At 66.0% G+C, this 14,192-nt stretch carries 15 protein-coding genes; 8 read left to right on the top strand and 7 right to left on the bottom strand.

Annotation, left to right across the window (positions count from 1 at the left end; translation table 11 throughout):
• The 3 genes from VGV58_RS25135 to xth form a co-directional block, all read left to right on the top strand.
• A partial coding sequence (locus tag VGV58_RS25135; protein WP_326876782.1) for a DNA translocase FtsK occupies positions 1 to 541 on the top strand: 541 nt, incomplete at its 5' end.
• 209 nt (positions 542 to 750) lie between these two features.
• Positions 751 to 1,581, top strand: a complete 831-nt coding sequence (locus VGV58_RS25130) for an outer-membrane lipoprotein carrier protein LolA (protein WP_326876781.1) — start codon at positions 751 to 753, stop codon at positions 1,579 to 1,581.
• Positions 1,582 to 1,657: 76 nt separating this feature from the next.
• Positions 1,658 to 2,473, top strand: a complete 816-nt coding sequence (gene xth, locus VGV58_RS25125) for an exodeoxyribonuclease III (RefSeq protein WP_326876780.1) — start codon at positions 1,658 to 1,660, stop codon at positions 2,471 to 2,473.
• Positions 2,474 to 2,497: 24 nt separating this feature from the next.
• Here the strand turns inward: xth and VGV58_RS25120 are convergent, their stop codons facing one another.
• On the bottom strand, positions 2,498 to 2,962 hold the full coding sequence (locus VGV58_RS25120; protein WP_152013257.1) for a cyclic nucleotide-binding domain-containing protein: 465 nt from the start codon (positions 2,960 to 2,962) through the stop codon (positions 2,498 to 2,500).
• Between the two features lie 6 nt (positions 2,963 to 2,968).
• Complete coding sequence (locus VGV58_RS25115; RefSeq protein ID WP_326876779.1) at positions 2,969 to 3,655, bottom strand: response regulator transcription factor; 687 nt, start codon at positions 3,653 to 3,655, stop codon at positions 2,969 to 2,971.
• Between the two features lie 195 nt (positions 3,656 to 3,850).
• On the opposite strand from VGV58_RS25115, the gene VGV58_RS25110 reads away from it, so the two are divergent.
• Together VGV58_RS25110 and VGV58_RS25105 are read left to right on the top strand one after the other, a co-directional pair.
• Positions 3,851 to 4,405 carry a L,D-transpeptidase family protein gene (locus VGV58_RS25110; protein ID WP_326876778.1) on the top strand — a complete coding sequence of 185 codons (555 nt, stop codon included), beginning with the start codon at positions 3,851 to 3,853 and terminating at the stop codon, positions 4,403 to 4,405.
• 131 nt (positions 4,406 to 4,536) lie between these two features.
• Positions 4,537 to 4,914, top strand: coding sequence for a glyoxalase superfamily protein (locus VGV58_RS25105; protein ID WP_326876777.1), 378 nt, complete (start codon positions 4,537 to 4,539; stop codon positions 4,912 to 4,914).
• 9 nt (positions 4,915 to 4,923) lie between these two features.
• On the opposite strand, the gene VGV58_RS25100 is transcribed toward VGV58_RS25105, so the two are convergent.
• Entirely contained in the window at positions 4,924 to 5,589 is a 666-nt protein-coding gene (locus VGV58_RS25100) for a YggS family pyridoxal phosphate-dependent enzyme (protein WP_326876776.1), read from the bottom strand.
• 114 nt (positions 5,590 to 5,703) lie between these two features.
• On the opposite strand from VGV58_RS25100, the gene leuS reads away from it, so the two are divergent.
• The 3 genes from leuS to holA are packed head-to-tail and all read left to right on the top strand — an operon-like array spanning position 5,704 to position 9,887.
• The gene (gene leuS, locus VGV58_RS25095) at positions 5,704 to 8,328 is read left to right on the top strand and encodes a leucine--tRNA ligase (protein WP_326876775.1); all 2,625 of its coding nucleotides are present in this window, start codon (positions 5,704 to 5,706) and stop codon (positions 8,326 to 8,328) included.
• Positions 8,315 to 8,860, top strand: a complete 546-nt coding sequence (gene lptE / locus VGV58_RS25090) for an LPS assembly lipoprotein LptE (RefSeq protein WP_326876774.1) — start codon at positions 8,315 to 8,317, stop codon at positions 8,858 to 8,860. Before leuS ends, lptE begins: the two co-directional genes overlap by 14 nt.
• A 4-nt stretch (positions 8,861 to 8,864) precedes the next feature.
• Entirely contained in the window at positions 8,865 to 9,887 is a 1,023-nt protein-coding gene (holA, locus tag VGV58_RS25085; protein WP_326876773.1) for a DNA polymerase III subunit delta, read from the top strand.
• Here holA and VGV58_RS25080 read toward each other — a convergent pair whose 3' ends face one another.
• Genes VGV58_RS25080 through mnmG form a run of 4 tightly spaced genes read right to left on the bottom strand, consistent with a single transcriptional unit; the run spans position 9,888 to position 14,177 of the window.
• Positions 9,888 to 10,769, bottom strand: a complete 882-nt coding sequence (locus VGV58_RS25080; protein WP_326876772.1) for a ParB/RepB/Spo0J family partition protein — start codon at positions 10,767 to 10,769, stop codon at positions 9,888 to 9,890.
• A 30-nt stretch (positions 10,770 to 10,799) separates the two neighbouring features.
• A complete protein-coding gene (locus VGV58_RS25075) occupies positions 10,800 to 11,627 on the bottom strand; it encodes a ParA family protein (protein WP_326876771.1) in 828 nt (275 codons plus the stop codon).
• On the bottom strand, positions 11,627 to 12,298 hold the full coding sequence (rsmG, locus tag VGV58_RS25070) for a 16S rRNA (guanine(527)-N(7))-methyltransferase RsmG (RefSeq protein WP_414644087.1): 672 nt from the start codon (positions 12,296 to 12,298) through the stop codon (positions 11,627 to 11,629). Before rsmG ends, VGV58_RS25075 begins: the two co-directional genes overlap by 1 nt.
• Positions 12,285 to 14,177, bottom strand: a complete 1,893-nt coding sequence (gene mnmG / locus VGV58_RS25065; protein WP_326876769.1) for a tRNA uridine-5-carboxymethylaminomethyl(34) synthesis enzyme MnmG — start codon at positions 14,175 to 14,177, stop codon at positions 12,285 to 12,287. Before mnmG ends, rsmG begins: the two co-directional genes overlap by 14 nt.
• Positions 14,178 to 14,192 lie beyond the last annotated feature (15 nt).

The raw sequence follows: 14,192 nt of genomic DNA, 5'->3' as shown, positions 1-14,192 counted from the left end.
TGTGATCACCGGCACGATCAAGGCGAACTTCCCGACCCGCATCTCCTTCCAGGTCACCAGCAAGATCGACTCGCGCACCATCCTCGGCGAGATGGGCGCCGAGCAGCTGCTGGGCCAGGGCGACATGCTCTACATGGCCGGTGGCGGGCGGATCACCCGCGTGCACGGCCCGTTCGTCTCGGATGCCGAGGTCGAGAAGGTCGTGGCGCATCTGAAGACGCAAGGGCGCCCGGACTATCTCGACGCGGTCACCGCCGAGGACGAGGCTGGCGGAGCCGAGGACGAGGACGGGGCGGTCTTCGACAAGACCGGCATGGGCCAGTCCGAGAGCGACGACCCCTATGAGCAGGCGGTCGCGGTCGTGCTGCGCGACAAGAAGGCCTCGACCTCCTACATCCAGCGCCGCCTGCAGATCGGCTACAACCGCGCCGCCTCGATCATGGAGCGGATGGAGAACGAGGGCATCGTCGGACCCGCCAACCACGCCGGCAAACGCGAAATCCTCGTCGAGACCGGTAGGGCTCGCGAAGACGAGGAGTGAGGGCCATTCCAGCAAAACTGCGTAGCGGTTTTGCGTCTGGAATTGCTTGGAAGCAAAGAGGCCGGTGCGGCCAATTGGCGCGAAACCGGTCCTGAAAATGCCATCAGCCCGGTGCAACCTCGCTGCCTGCTGACGCGTTGAACCCTTGCCGGCCCGCCTGGGCAGCACGATATTCCGCCAGAAGGCCGCCAACCGGACATCCGAGCTCCATGACCAGTCTCTCGCCCATGCCAGCCCTCGCAGCCGCCGCCTTGGCGCTCGCGCTGGCGTCGGGTCCGGTCTACGCCCAGCCGCTCGACATCAAGCCCTCGGCTCAGCCGCCGGCGCCGCGCGCCACCCAGCGGGCGTTCCCCTTGCCGCCGATCCGGCCGGCAGGCCTGGGCCTGCCGCGCAGCGACGCCCCCGCACAGCCCATCGCGGCCGCCCCGGCGCAAGAACCTGTCGTCACCGCGAACAACGAACCTCGCGCGGCCTCTCCGGCGAAGTCGTCGAAGCCCAGCGCACCCCTGTCAAAGGCCGAAGCTGTCGAGCGGTTGAACACCTATTTCAACAGCTTCTCGACCCTGCAGGGCGACTTCATCCAGTTCGCTGCCGACGGCCGCCGCTTCGAAGGCAAGCTCTATATCCAGCGCCCCGGCAAGATGCGCTTCGAGTACCGGCCGCCCGTGACGATGGAGGTCGTTGCCGACGGCACTTCGGTCGCGATCCGCGACCGCAAGCTCGCGACCCAGGATCTCTATTCGATCGGCCAGACGCCGCTGAAGTTCCTGCTCAAGGAGCAGATGAACCTCGAGAAGGACACGACCGTCACCGGCGTCAGCACCAAGGGTGACATCCTGTCGCTCAAGCTCGAGGACCGTTCGACGCTCGGCGGTACCTCGAAGATCACGCTGAACTTCGACCTCGCCGCCAATGCGCTGCGGCAATGGGTGGTGATCGATCCGCAGGGCTACGAGACCTCGGTATCGGTCTACAATCTCGACACGCAGCGCCGGCCCGACCAGAAGAACTTCGTGATCAACTACGAACGCGTGCTCTGAGCAGCGCGGCAGAGCTTGCTTTTCCTGGGCTGACGACCCAGTTTCCGGCTTCCCTTTCCGCCGGATTCCCCCTTTCGTGCAGCTCTCCGTCACCACCTGGAACATCAACTCGGTGCGCTTGCGCATCGGAATGGTCACCGAGTTTCTGAAGGCCCACCAGCCTGATGTCCTCTGCCTGCAGGAGACCAAGACGCCGGACGAACAGTTCCCGGCCAAGGCCTTCGCCGAGGCCGGCTATGTCCACCAGGCCTTCATCGGCAACAAGGGCTATAACGGCGTTGCCATCGTCTCCAAGCTGCCCTTCTCCGAGAGGGAGGCAATGGCGATGTGCGAGCGCAACGACGCCCGCCACATGACCGTGGTGCTCGACAAGGGCGCCGGCGCGGCAGCCGGCATCGCCATCCATAATTTCTACATCCCGGCTGGCGGCGACATCGCCGATCCCGAAGCCAATCCGAAATTCGCCCACAAGCTGCAATTCCTCGACGCCATCGGCGCCTGGGGCGTCGCGCGCAACCCGGCGGGCCGGCCCAGCATTCTCGTCGGCGATCTCAACATCGCCCCTTACGAACACGATGTCTGGAGCCATAAGCAGCTGCTCGACGTCGTCAGCCACACCCCGATCGAGACCTCGACGCTGGAGAGGCTGCGCAGCGAGCTCGGCTGGACCGATGCGGCCCGCACGCTCCGGCCCGAGCCCGAGAAGCTCTACAGCTGGTGGAGCTACCGCGCCGCCGACTGGCAGGCCTCGAATCGCGGCCGCCGGCTCGACCATATCTGGCTCTCCGACGCCCTGAAGCCGACGCTGCGCGACCTCACCTTCCTGAGCGAGGCACGCGGCTGGGAGCGACCTTCTGACCATGTTCCGGTGACGGTGCAGCTGGAGCTGTGAGCCGACCTGCCACTGCGAGAAGCGTCAGCGCAGATCGATCGCCCTGAGCGCTGTCCCGACGGCGGCCAGCTCGCTGTTGAATGCATGCAGCCGCTCTGCGACCGCCGCTGCGATCGCCTGCGCCGAATCCGGTGATTCGCCGAGCACCCGGCGCATCACGCTGCGCGCGAGGCGCATCACCTGGGTCGGCTCGCGCGCGATCGCCGTCACCGGCCGCTCCAATGCGGTGAACAGTGCGAGTTCGCCGATCAGCGCGCCCGGCCCAACGACCTCGTCGGCCGGGCGGCCATCGTCCTCACGCTTCAGGGCCACCGCGCCGGAAATGATGAGAAAGGCACCGTCGGAGCCCTCGCCGCGCCGGAACAGCACGTCTCCGGCCCGTAGCGACCTCGTCTCGGCGGCGAAAGCGAGCAGGCGCAGGGCATCGCGATCCATCAGGCCCAGCAGCGGCTGACGGGCCAAGAGGGCGATGTCGTCGTTGAGGGACATTCAGCGCTACGGATTCAGCCGGTAGCCACCGGCATCGGTGACGAGCAGCCGTGCATTGGCGGGATCCGGCTCGATCTTCTGGCGCAAGCGGTAGATATGGGTCTCGAGCGTGTGGGTCGTGACCTGCGAGTTATAGCCCCAGACCTCCTGCAGCAGGGTCTCGCGCGCGATCGGCTTGCGGCCGGCGCGATAGAGGAAGCGCAGGATCGCCGTCTCCTTCTCGGTGAGCTTGGTCTTCGAACCCTTGGCGCTGACCAGCAGCTTGGAGCCCGGGTGAAATGTGTAAGGACCCACCTGAAAAATGGCGTCCTCGCTCGCTTCGTATTGCCTTAAATGTGCGCGGATGCGCGCCAGCAGCACGGCGAACTTGAACGGCTTGACCACATAGTCGTTGGCGCCGGCTTCCAGCCCGAGCACGGTGTCGGCGTCCGAACCCTGCCCGGTCAGCATGACCACCGGCCCCTTGAAGCCGTTCTTGCGCATCAGCTTCACCGCCTCGCGGCCATCCATGTCGGGCAGGCCGACATCCATGACCACGAGATCGATGCGCTCGGCCTGCACGGCCTTCAGGCTTGCAGACGCGTTCGGCGCCGCCGACACCTTGAACTCGTCATAGAGCGCGAGCTGCTCGGCGAGCGCATCGCGCAGCATCTGGTCGTCATCGACCAGCAGGATATGGTGGGTAGCAGACATGAAGGCGAGTCAGCCCGTTTGCGTTGGCGCGATAGTAGAGCATGTTCGGCAGAAGTGGGAGCCACCTTTGCGAAGCGCCCGCGCTCCAACATATTGAGTTCAGCGCAGATTCTGACGGCCCAGCTTGAGCTGGTCAAACGGAAAGAGCACCTTGTGGCCGGAAACGGCCGGCAGATCACGCAAGATGGATGAGCTGTGAAAAGACGTGATGATCGCGCTGCGGCGGGCCGGCGGCTGACGAAACTGGTGGTGGTGCGCTCGGTGCATGATCGCCGCAAGGGCTTCCTGATAGCCGGCTCCGCCGCCTTTCCCTGCGCGCTCGGCCGCTCCGGCATCATCGTCGCCAAGCGCGAGGGCGATGGCGGTACGCCGCGGGCAAAGCTGCCGCTGCGCCGGGTCTTCTACCGCGCCGACCGGTTGCCGCGCCCGTCGAGCCTGCTGCCGGTCCGTGCCATCACGCCACGCGACGCCTGGTGCGACGACCAGACCGACCGGCGCTACAACCGCCTGATCGACCGGCCTCCCGGCGAAGCGGAGGAACGCCTCGCCCGCGCCGACAATCTCTACGACGTCATCGTCGAGCTCGGATGGAACGACGCGCCGGTCCAGCGCGGCCGTGGCAGCGCCATCTTCTGGCATCTCGCCCGGACCGGTTTCACCCCGACGGCGGGCTGCGTCGCCGTCACCGGCGACATTTTCGGCAAGGTCCTGCCCAGGCTGGCGCGGCGCTGCGCGATCGTCGTGCGCTGACCGCTTGCAACTCCGCGCAGGCCTGAGATACTGGCGCCGAGCACCGTCTCATCGATCGATTTCAGGAGCGCCGGAGTTGAGCGGGCACCGCCCCGTTCAGCCAAGGCCAGCTCCCAGCAAGAGACTGTGCCATGACTGATTCGCCTATGACCGAGATCGGCTTCGGCCGCGTCGCCGCGATGTTCCCTGTCAGGGACATGGAACGCGCCTGCGCCTTCTATATCGGCGTGCTCGGCTTCACCAAGACCTTCGAGAACGGCCAGCCGGTCGGCTTCATGATTCTCAAGCAGGGCAAGGCCGAGATTCATCTCACCCTGCAGAAGGACCACGAGGCCGCGCCCTTCAACATCGCCCATATGATGGTCGATGATGTCGACGCCTTTCACGAGCTCTGCCGCTCTCACGGCCTGCGCATCGTCAAGGGCTTGCGTGACCAAGACTACGGCCTGCGCGCCTTCGTCTTCGAGGACCCCGACGGCAACCGCATCGATGTCGGCCAGCCGATCTAGGCAGTCCGCTCAGTTGCGCGCGCCAAAAATCGCGCTGCCGACCCGGACATGGGTGGCGCCGAGCTGGATCGCCGCCTCGTAATCGGCGCTCATCCCCATCGACAGGGTCGTCAGGCCATTGCGCTTGGCGATCTTGCCGAGCAGGGCGAAATGCGGCGAGGGCGGATCCTCGGCCGGGGGGATGCACATCAGCCCGGTGATCGTCAGGCCATAGCGGCTCCGGCACAGCTCGAGGAAGGCGTCGGCATCACCGGGCAGGACGCCGCCCTTCTGCGGCTCGGCGCCGGTATTGACCTGGACGATCAGCTCAGGCGCCTTGCCGGCGCGCTCGATCTCGCGCGCCAGCTCCTTGGCGAGGCTCTCGCGGTCGAGCGACTGGATCACGTCGAACAGCGCCACCGCGTCGCGTGCCTTGTTCGACTGCAGCGGGCCGATCATGTGCAGCCTGGCCTTCGGGAAGCGCTCGCGCAGCGCCGGCCACTTCTCCTTGGCCTCCTGGACATAGTTCTCGCCGAAGTCGACCTGGCCGGCGCCCAGCACCGGCACGATCATCTCGGCCGGCTTGGTCTTGGAGACCGCGACCAGCGTCAGCCCCTCCGGCTTGCGGCCGAAATCGCGCGCGGCCCGGGCGATCGCGTCCCGCGTTTCCTGAAGTCTCGCCACGACATCCGACATTTCGACCGTCCTCGCCTTGAGCGCCCCTGCCAAGCCGTTCCGAACATTGACCCGGGGGCTGCGATGGTGTCCTAGTCCGGCCCAGTCCGCTCACGCAAGAACGACACGATCAGCATGGCCGTCGAACGCTACAATCCGAAGGAAGCCGAGCCGAAATGGCGCAAGGTCTGGGATGAGCGCAAGCTCTTCGAGACCCGCAACGACGATACACGGCCGCCCTACTACGTGCTCGAGATGTTCCCCTATCCGTCGGGGCGCATCCATATGGGCCATGTCCGCAACTATGCGATGGGCGACGTCGTCGCGCGCTACAAGCGCGCCAAGGGTTTTTCGGTGCTGCACCCGATGGGCTGGGACGCCTTCGGCTTGCCGGCGGAGAACGCCGCCAAGGCCAACAAGGTCCACCCGCGCGACTGGACCTACGCCAATATCGCGACCATGCGCGGCCAGTTGCAGTCCATGGGCCTCTCGCTCGACTGGAGCCGCGAGCTCGCCACCTGCGACGCCAGCTACTACCAGCACCAGCAGAAGCTCTTCCTCGACTTCCTGAAGGCCGGGCTGGTCGACCGCAAGACCGCCAAGGTCAACTGGGACCCGGTCGATGAGACCGTGCTCGCCAACGAGCAGGTCATCGATGGCCGCGGTTGGCGTTCCGGCGCCCCTGTCGAGATCCGGGAGCTGACGCAATGGTTCTTCAAGATCACCGCCTTCGGCCAGGAGCTGAACGACGCGCTTGAGGGCCTGACCCGCTGGCCCGACAAGGTTCGGCTGATGCAGAAGAACTGGATCGGCCGCTCGGAAGGCCTGCTTGTTCGTTTCGCTCTCGAATCGAATGCGCTCGGGCAGAACGAGGTCGAGGTCTACACGACCCGGCCGGACACGCTGTTCGGCGCCAAGTTCCTGGCGGTCGCTCCGGATCACCCCCTGGCCAAGGCCGCTGCCGAAACGAATCCGGCGCTGCAGGACTTCATCGCCGAGTGCAAGAAGACCGGCACGGCCCAGGAGAACATCGACAAGGCCGAGAAGCAGGGTTTCGACACCGGCCTGCGCGCCGCCCATCCCTTTGATCCCTCATGGACCTTGCCGGTCTATGTCGCGAACTTCATCCTGATGGAATACGGCACGGGCGCGATCTTCGGCTGCCCGGCCCATGACCAGCGCGACCTCGACTTCGTCAACAAATATGGCCTCGGCAATACCCCTGTGGTCTGCCCCGAAGGCACCGACCCCGCGAGCTTCGTCGTCACCGACACGGCCTATGTCGATGACGGCCGCATGATCAATTCGCGCTTCCTGGACGGCATGACCATTCCGGAGGCGAAAGAAGAGGTCGCCAGGCGGCTCGAAGCCGAGACCCTCGGCAACCGCCCCGTGGCCCAGCGCAAGGTCAATTTCCGCCTGCGCGACTGGGGCATCTCGCGCCAGCGCTATTGGGGCTGCCCGATCCCGATCGTCCACTGTGAGGATTGCGGCGTCGTGCCGGTGCCGGAGCAGGACCTGCCGGTCAAGCTCCCGGACGACGTCTCCTTCGACAAGCCCGGCAACCCGCTCGACCACCATCCGAGCTGGAAGCATGTCGCCTGCCCGCAATGCGGCAAGCCGGCCCGGCGCGAAACCGACACCATGGACACCTTCGTCGATTCGTCCTGGTATTTCGCCCGCTTCACCGACCCGTGGCGCACCGATAGCCCGACCGACCGCAAGGCGGTCGATCGTTTCCTGCCGGTCGATCAGTATATCGGCGGCGTCGAGCACGCGATCCTGCACCTGCTCTATTCGCGCTTCTTCACCCGCGCGATGAAGGCGACCGGTCATACCGGGCTGGACGAGCCTTTCGATGGCATGTTCACGCAAGGCATGGTCGTGCACGAGACCTACAAGGCCGCCGATGGCGCCTGGGTCGAGCCCGGCAATGTCCGGATCGAGACGGTCGGCAACGAACGCCGCGGTTTCGACGTCGAGACCGGGGCTCCGATCGAGATCGGCTCGATCGAGAAGATGTCGAAGTCGAAGAAGAACGTCGTCGATCCCGACGACATCATCGCTTCCTACGGCGCCGACACCGCCCGCTGGTTCATGCTCTCCGATTCGCCGCCGGATCGCGACGTGATCTGGAGCGACGAAGGCGTCCAGGGCGCAGCCCGGTTCGTGCAGCGACTCTGGCGCCTCGTTGCCGAGATCGGCGAGCGCACCGGCGCCGCGCCGGCGCGCCCGGCCACGTTCTCCGAAGGCGCGCTCACCTTGCGCAAGGCGAGCCACCGCGCCTTGCACGCCGTCGGCGCCGATATCGAGCGGCTCGCCTTCAACCGCTGCATCGCCCATGTCTACACACTGACCAACGCCATCGGCAAAGCGCTCGATGCGGCCGCCGAGTCGGCTGACGTTCCAGCCGACATGGCCTTCGCGCTGCATGAATCCGCCATGATCGCCACGCAGCTTGTCGCCCCGATGATGCCGCACCTGGCCGAGGAATGCTGGCAGGCGCTGCAGCTTCCCGGCCTCGCCGGCGAAGCCTCCTGGCCGCAGACCGAAACGGATTTGTTACAGGATGACAGCAAGATCCTGCCGGTACAGGTCAACGGCAAGAAGCGGGCGGAGGTGACGGTGCCTGCCGATGCCGATACCGTAGCGGTCGAGGCGATCGTGCGCGCCTCCGAGGCTGTCGCCAGGGCTCTGGAGAACCGGCCGATCCGCAAGGTGATCGTGGTGCCGGGGAGGATCGTGAATGTCGTCGTCTGAGACCGGCACCATGACGCGCCGTCGTCCGCTGGCGCTCGCAGCTGCCCTCGGCCTCGCCGCGCTCGCTGGCGGCTGTTTCCAGCCACTCTATGGCGAGGGCACGGTGAGCAAGGTCGGCGGCAATGTCCGCAACGCCATGCTCGGCATCGAGGTGCCGGAAATCAAGGGCCTGGTCGGCCACTATCTGCGCAACGAGCTCGTCTTCGAGTTCGACGGTGGCGGGGCGCCCGATCAGCAGAAGATCCTGAAACTCACTGCGACCACGACCGAATCGCTCGAGGTCATCACCGTCGACTACGCCAATGGCCGGGCCGATTCGGCAACCCTGGTCGCCACCGCCGACTGGCAGCTCACCCGCGCCGGCTCGAACGAAGTCGTCGCCACCGGCCAAAGCGTCGTCCGCGCGCCCTATGAACGCTCGCAGCAGCGCTTCGCTTCGCTGCGCGCTGCGCGCGACGCACAGGTTCGGGCCGCCAAGAGCCTGGCGCAGCTGATCAAGGCCCGCGTCGCGGCTGCGCTCGTCGCCGGCTGAGCCGATGGCAATGATCAAGGCGCACGAGGCGGACCGCGCGCTGGCGCGTCCCGACCCCGCCTGGCGCCTCTTCTTGTTCTATGGCCCTGATGCCGGCCTGATCTCCGAACGAGCTGCGGCGCTGGCGCGCAGCAGCGTCGATGATCCACAGGACGCTTTCCAGCTGATCCGCATGGATGGCGACGACATCGCTTCCGATCCGCTGAAGCTGGTCGACGAGGCCAATACAATCGGCTTGTTCGGCGGCCGCCGCGCCATCCGGGTCTCGCCGACTTCGCGCCCGCTCGTCGCAGCCGTCGAGCCCTTACTGGCGACACCCTCGCAGGACGCGATCGTGATCGTCGAGGCCGGCGACCTGCAGAAGAGTAACCCGCTGCGGACCGCCTGCGAACGCGCCAGATCCGCGCTCGCCGTGCCCTGCTATGGCGATGCTGCCCGCGACCTCGGTACGATCGTCGACGAGATGGCCCGCGCAGCCGGCAAGAGCATCGACCGCACCACCCGCGACCTCCTGACCAGCCTGCTCGGTGGCGACCGCCAGACCTCGCGGCAGGAGATCGACAAATTGATCCTTTACGCTGGCGCCGATGCCACCCTGACGGCCGCCCATGTCGAAGCCGTCGTCGGCGACACCGCGCAGCGCGAGCAGGCGGGCGTGGTCGATGCCGTCTTCGCCGGCCGGCTGCCCAGCCTCGATCTGGCTCTCGCCAAGCTCGCCGGGGAGGGGCTCGATCAGGGCGTTCTGCTCGGCGCAGTTCTCCGCCACACGCTCGCACTGCTCAAGGCGAAGCTCGCCATCGAAGGCGGCAAGCCGCCGCGCGAAGCTGTCGGCGCCATGCGCCTGCCCTATCCGCGCATCGCGGCGGCGGAAGCGGCGCTCAATGCTTGGCCGACCACGAAGTTGCGCGACGCCGTGACGATCCTAGGAACCGCGATGCTGGCCGTTCGCCGCGACGGCGACATGGGTAAGCCAATTGCCGCCCGGGCGCTCTGGACACTCAGCCGGATGGGTGGCCGAGGCCGCTGATCAGGCCTTCAGCCGCCGGCAGAGCGCATCGAGCTGCTCCAGCGTCTTGTAGCTGATCCTCATCTCGCCACCGCCGCTGGCACGATGCTGGATCGAGACACTGAGGCCGAGCGCTTCTTCCAGCGCCTTCTCGACCGCACGCGTATCCGGATCCTTCTCCGGCTTCGGTGCTGCCGCCCTGACGGGCTTGTTCTCGCTACGCGCCTCGTCCTGGCCGAGCCGCTCGATGTCACGGACCGTAAGTCCTTCCTCAACAATGCGTTTCGCGATCTGTTCCGGTTCCGAAACAGCAAGCAGCGCGCGGGCATGGCCGGCCGAGACCGCGCCCTCGCCGACCATGCGCTTGACCGGCTCGGGCAGCTTGCTCAAGCGCAGCGTGTTCGCCACATGCGAGCGGCTCTTGCCGATCACCTTGGCGAGGTCGTTCTGGGTATAGTCGAATTCGGCGATCAGCCGCTCATAGCCGGCCGCCTCTTCCATGGCGTTGAGATCAGCGCGTTGGACGTTCTCGACGATGGCGATTTCGAGCGCCTCGCGATCATTGGCCTCGACCAGGATGACCGGGACGTCATGCAGCTCGGCCCGCTGCGCTGCCCGCCAGCGCCGTTCGCCGGCGATGATCTCGTAGGCGTCGATCATACCCGGGATCGAGCGCACGATGATCGGCTGCAGGATGCCGCGCTCGCGTACCGAGGCGGCAAGGTCCTCAAGCTCGGCTTCTGCGAATGCCTTGCGCGGATTGCGCGCATTCGGGCGCAGGAACTCGACGGGAACCTTGCGCTGTCCGCGCGCCCGCTCGATCGCGCCGATCTCTTCGCCGACATCGCCGATCAACGCAGCCAGACCTCGGCCAAGACGCGAACGCCCCTGTTCCTCGACCATTGCCATTCCTCTTGAACCTTTTCTTACCGATCAGGCGGCGCGCAGCGTGCGCTCGCGCTTGATCACCTCCGAGGCCAGCTTCAGATAGGCCTGCGAGCCCGCGCAGCGCAGATCATAGAGCAGCGCCGGCTTGCCATAGGACGGCGCTTCCGAGATCCGCACATTGCGCGGAATCACGGTGTCGTAGACCTTGTCGCCGAGAAAATCGCGGACATCGGCCATGACCTGGCCCGAGAGATTATTGCGCGGGTCGTACATGGTCAGCACCACGCCCTGGATGATCAGGCGCGGGTTGAGACCGGCTCGCACCTGTTCGACCGTCTTGAGCAACTGGCTGAGGCCCTCCAGCGCGAAGAACTCGCATTGCAACGGCACCAGGACCGCGTCCGCTGCCGTCATCGCGTTGATGGTGATCAGGCTGAGCGAGGGCGGGCAATCGATCAGGATATAGGTCAGGTCGCTGCAGCGCTGATCGTGAACCAGCTCGTCGATCGCCTTCTTCAACCGCAGCGCGCGGTCTTTGGCGCTGGCGATCTCAAGCTCGACACCCAGAAGGTCGAGCGTCGACGGCGCCAGGAACAAATTGGGAACAGCAGTCGCCTGCATCGCCATGCCGAGACCGATATCGCCGCAGAGCACATCGTAGGTCGAAGCCTTGCGGCTCTTCCTGTCGACGCCCAGGCCGGTAGAGGCATTGCCCTGCGGATCGAGATCGATGATCAGCACTTTCTCGCCGATGGCGGCGAGGGCAGTGCCAAGGTTGATCGCGGTCGTGGTCTTGCCGACCCCACCCTTCTGATTGGCGAGCGCCAGCACGCGCGGACGCGTGGGAATGGAGATAGGACGAGAATCGGTCATCAATCGGCCCGTTTCTCGGCGCCGCCTATCACCAGGATAGTGGCCGCCGAATCCGTCAAGGATGGAAACGTTGTGGCCTGAATCTTCCAATATTTAGCCGCGGCGGTCAATTCCGCCTCTAGATGTTGTCCCTTGGGAAAGACTCCTGTCGCCCCGGTTCTCAACAGCTCTTTGCACCAGTCGAGCAGCAGCGGCAGCGGCGCCAGCGCGCGTGCCGTCACCACCTCGACCTTGCCGGCAAAGCCATCGACGACATCCTCGATCCGCGCATTGTGGACCGTGACGGGCGAGCCCGTCAGGCGCGCGGCATGGCGCAGGAAGGCGCATTTGCGGGCGTTGCTTTCGACGAGGTCGATATGCCCGCCGAGCTCGGCCAACTGGATGCCGAGGACAAGACCGGGGAAGCCGCCGCCCGAGCCGAGATCGAGCCAGCGGCGCGCCTGCGGCGCATGGTCGAGCAATTGCAAGGAATCGGCGACATGCCGGGTCCAGACCTCGTCCAGCGTCGCCCCCGAGACGAGGTTTTTCGCCTGCTGCCAGCGCTTGAGCTCCGCCACCAGAATGGCGAGGCGCTCCTCTGTTTCACGTGAAACAGGCGTCAAGCGAAAAGCACGCTGCCTGTCAGAGTTATCCGCATTATCAACAGAACTCACAGGGTCATGCCTCGGCATCCGCCATACGTGCGGCCTGATGCTTACGCGCATGCGCGGCCAGCAAGGTCAAGGCAGCCGGCGTCATGCCTTCGATCCGGCCGGCCTGCGCCAGATTGCTCGGCCAGGCCGCGCGCAGCTTCAGCCGCACCTCGTTCGACAGCCCGGAGATGCCATCGAGATCAAGATCGGCGGGCAGCGCCAGCGCCTGGTCGCGTTGATAGGACTCGATCTCGGCTGCCTGCCGGTCGAGATAAACCGCATAGGTCGCATCTGCCGCGACACGCGCCCGCACAGTTTCGGGAAAGCTTGCGAGATCGGGCCAGACCCGGAGCAAGGCCTCGAAACCAACGGTCGGGTAGGACAGGATCTGGAAGGCAGAGCGCCTGATGCCGTCACGATTGAGCTCCAGCCCAGACGCCGCCGCTTGATTCGGCGAGAGAGAGCGTTCGCTTAAGAGTTCGGTAAGCTTAACGATTTCGGATTGCCGACGCTCGAAGCGCTCCTGGCGAGCACCGCCGACGACGCCAAGCCTGATGCCGAGCGGCGTCAGGCGCTCGTCGGCATTGTCGACCCGCAGCGACAGCCGGAACTCGGCGCGCGAGGTGAACATCCGATACGGCTCCGTAACGCCGCGCGTCACCAGGTCATCGACCATCACCCCGATATAGGATTGCGTCCGGTCGAGGCTGACCGGTTCGCTGCCACCGGCGCGGCGCGCAGCATTGAGCCCCGCGAGCAGCCCCTGCGCCGCCGCCTCCTCGTAGCCGGTCGTTCCGTTGATCTGGCCAGCCAGGAAAAGACCCGAGACCGCCCGCGTCTCCAGTGTCGGCTTCAGCGCCCGCGGATCGACATAATCATATTCGATCGCATAGCCGGGCCGCAGCATCACGGTGCGTTCCAGGCCCGGGATCGTCTTGAGAAGGCCCAGCTGGACATCCTCGGGCAGCGAGGTCGAAATCCCGTTCGGATAGACGGTGGGGTCGTCGAGACCTTCCGGCTCAAGAAAGATCTGGTGGCCGTCGCGATCGCCGAAGCGGCCGACCTTATCCTCGATCGACGGGCAATAGCGCGGCCCGCGCCCTTCGATCTGGCCCGAAAACATCGGCGCCCGGTGGAGATTGGCGCGGATCAGCTCATGCGTTGCCAGCGTCGTGCGTGTCACGCCGCAGCTGATCTGCGGGGTGGTGATCGCCTCGGTCATCGCCGAAAACGGCTCCGGCGGCTCATCACCCGGCTGCATCTCTAGGCTGGCCCAGTCGATCGTGCGGCCGTCGAGGCGCGGCGGCGTTCCCGTCTTCAGCCGGCCAAGCGGAAAGCCATGGCGCTCCAGCGTTGCGGAGAGGCCAAGCGACGGCGCTTCGCCCACGCGCCCGGCGGGGATCTTCTTTTCGCCGATATGGATCAGGCCGCGCAGGAAGGTTCCGGTGGTGAGCACGACCGTTCCGCAAGCGAATCGACGACCATCGGCGAGCACGACGCCGACGACCTCGCCAGCGACGATCTCCAGGTCGAACGCCTCGCCCTCGATCAGGCTCAGGCCGGCCTGGTCAGCGAGTGCGGCCTGCACGGCCTCGCGGTAGAGCTTACGGTCGGCCTGAGCCCGCGGTCCACGCACCGCTGGCCCCTTTCGCCGATTGAGCATGCGGAACTGGATGCCGCCCTGATCGGCGCAGCGCGCCATGATCCCGTCGAGTGCGTCGATCTCACGAACGAGGTGGCCCTTGCCGAGCCCGCCGATCGCCGGGTTGCAGGACATTGCACCGACGGTGGCGATCTGCTGGGTGATCAGGGCTGTGCGGACGCCAGCGCGCGCGGCCGCAGCCGCGGCTTCCGCCCCGGCATGACCGCCGCCCACCACGACGACATCGTAGTGCTGGTTCGCCTGTGCATTCGACATAAGCAATTCGCTAGC

Source organism: Allobosea sp. (genome assembly GCF_035944895.1).
Lineage (GTDB): Bacteria > Pseudomonadota > Alphaproteobacteria > Rhizobiales > Beijerinckiaceae > Allobosea.
Note: the sequence above shows the minus strand (reverse complement) of the source record. Positions and strands in the feature narration are given on the sequence as shown.

Excerpts from the sequence above, each read along its gene's own strand:
- VGV58_RS25130 (WP_326876781.1), top strand. The coding sequence starts at position 751 with ATGACCAGTCTCTCGCCCATGCCAGCCCTCGCAGCCGCCGCCTTGGCG.
- VGV58_RS25075 (WP_326876771.1), bottom strand. The coding sequence starts at position 11,627 with ATGACCGATTCTCGTCCTATCTCCATTCCCACGCGTCCGCGCGTGCTG.
- VGV58_RS25120 (WP_152013257.1), bottom strand. The coding sequence starts at position 2,962 with ATGTCCCTCAACGACGACATCGCCCTCTTGGCCCGTCAGCCGCTGCTG.
- leuS (WP_326876775.1), top strand. The coding sequence starts at position 5,704 with ATGGCCGTCGAACGCTACAATCCGAAGGAAGCCGAGCCGAAATGGCGC.
- rsmG (WP_414644087.1), bottom strand. The coding sequence starts at position 12,298 with ATGCCGAGGCATGACCCTGTGAGTTCTGTTGATAATGCGGATAACTCT.
- VGV58_RS25115 (WP_326876779.1), bottom strand. The coding sequence starts at position 3,655 with ATGTCTGCTACCCACCATATCCTGCTGGTCGATGACGACCAGATGCTG.
- VGV58_RS25105 (WP_326876777.1), top strand. The coding sequence starts at position 4,537 with ATGACTGATTCGCCTATGACCGAGATCGGCTTCGGCCGCGTCGCCGCG.
- VGV58_RS25080 (WP_326876772.1), bottom strand. The coding sequence starts at position 10,769 with ATGGTCGAGGAACAGGGGCGTTCGCGTCTTGGCCGAGGTCTGGCTGCG.
- VGV58_RS25100 (WP_326876776.1), bottom strand. The coding sequence starts at position 5,589 with ATGTCGGATGTCGTGGCGAGACTTCAGGAAACGCGGGACGCGATCGCC.
- lptE (WP_326876774.1), top strand. The coding sequence starts at position 8,315 with ATGTCGTCGTCTGAGACCGGCACCATGACGCGCCGTCGTCCGCTGGCG.
- holA (WP_326876773.1), top strand. The coding sequence starts at position 8,865 with ATGGCAATGATCAAGGCGCACGAGGCGGACCGCGCGCTGGCGCGTCCC.
- mnmG (WP_326876769.1), bottom strand. The coding sequence starts at position 14,177 with ATGTCGAATGCACAGGCGAACCAGCACTACGATGTCGTCGTGGTGGGC.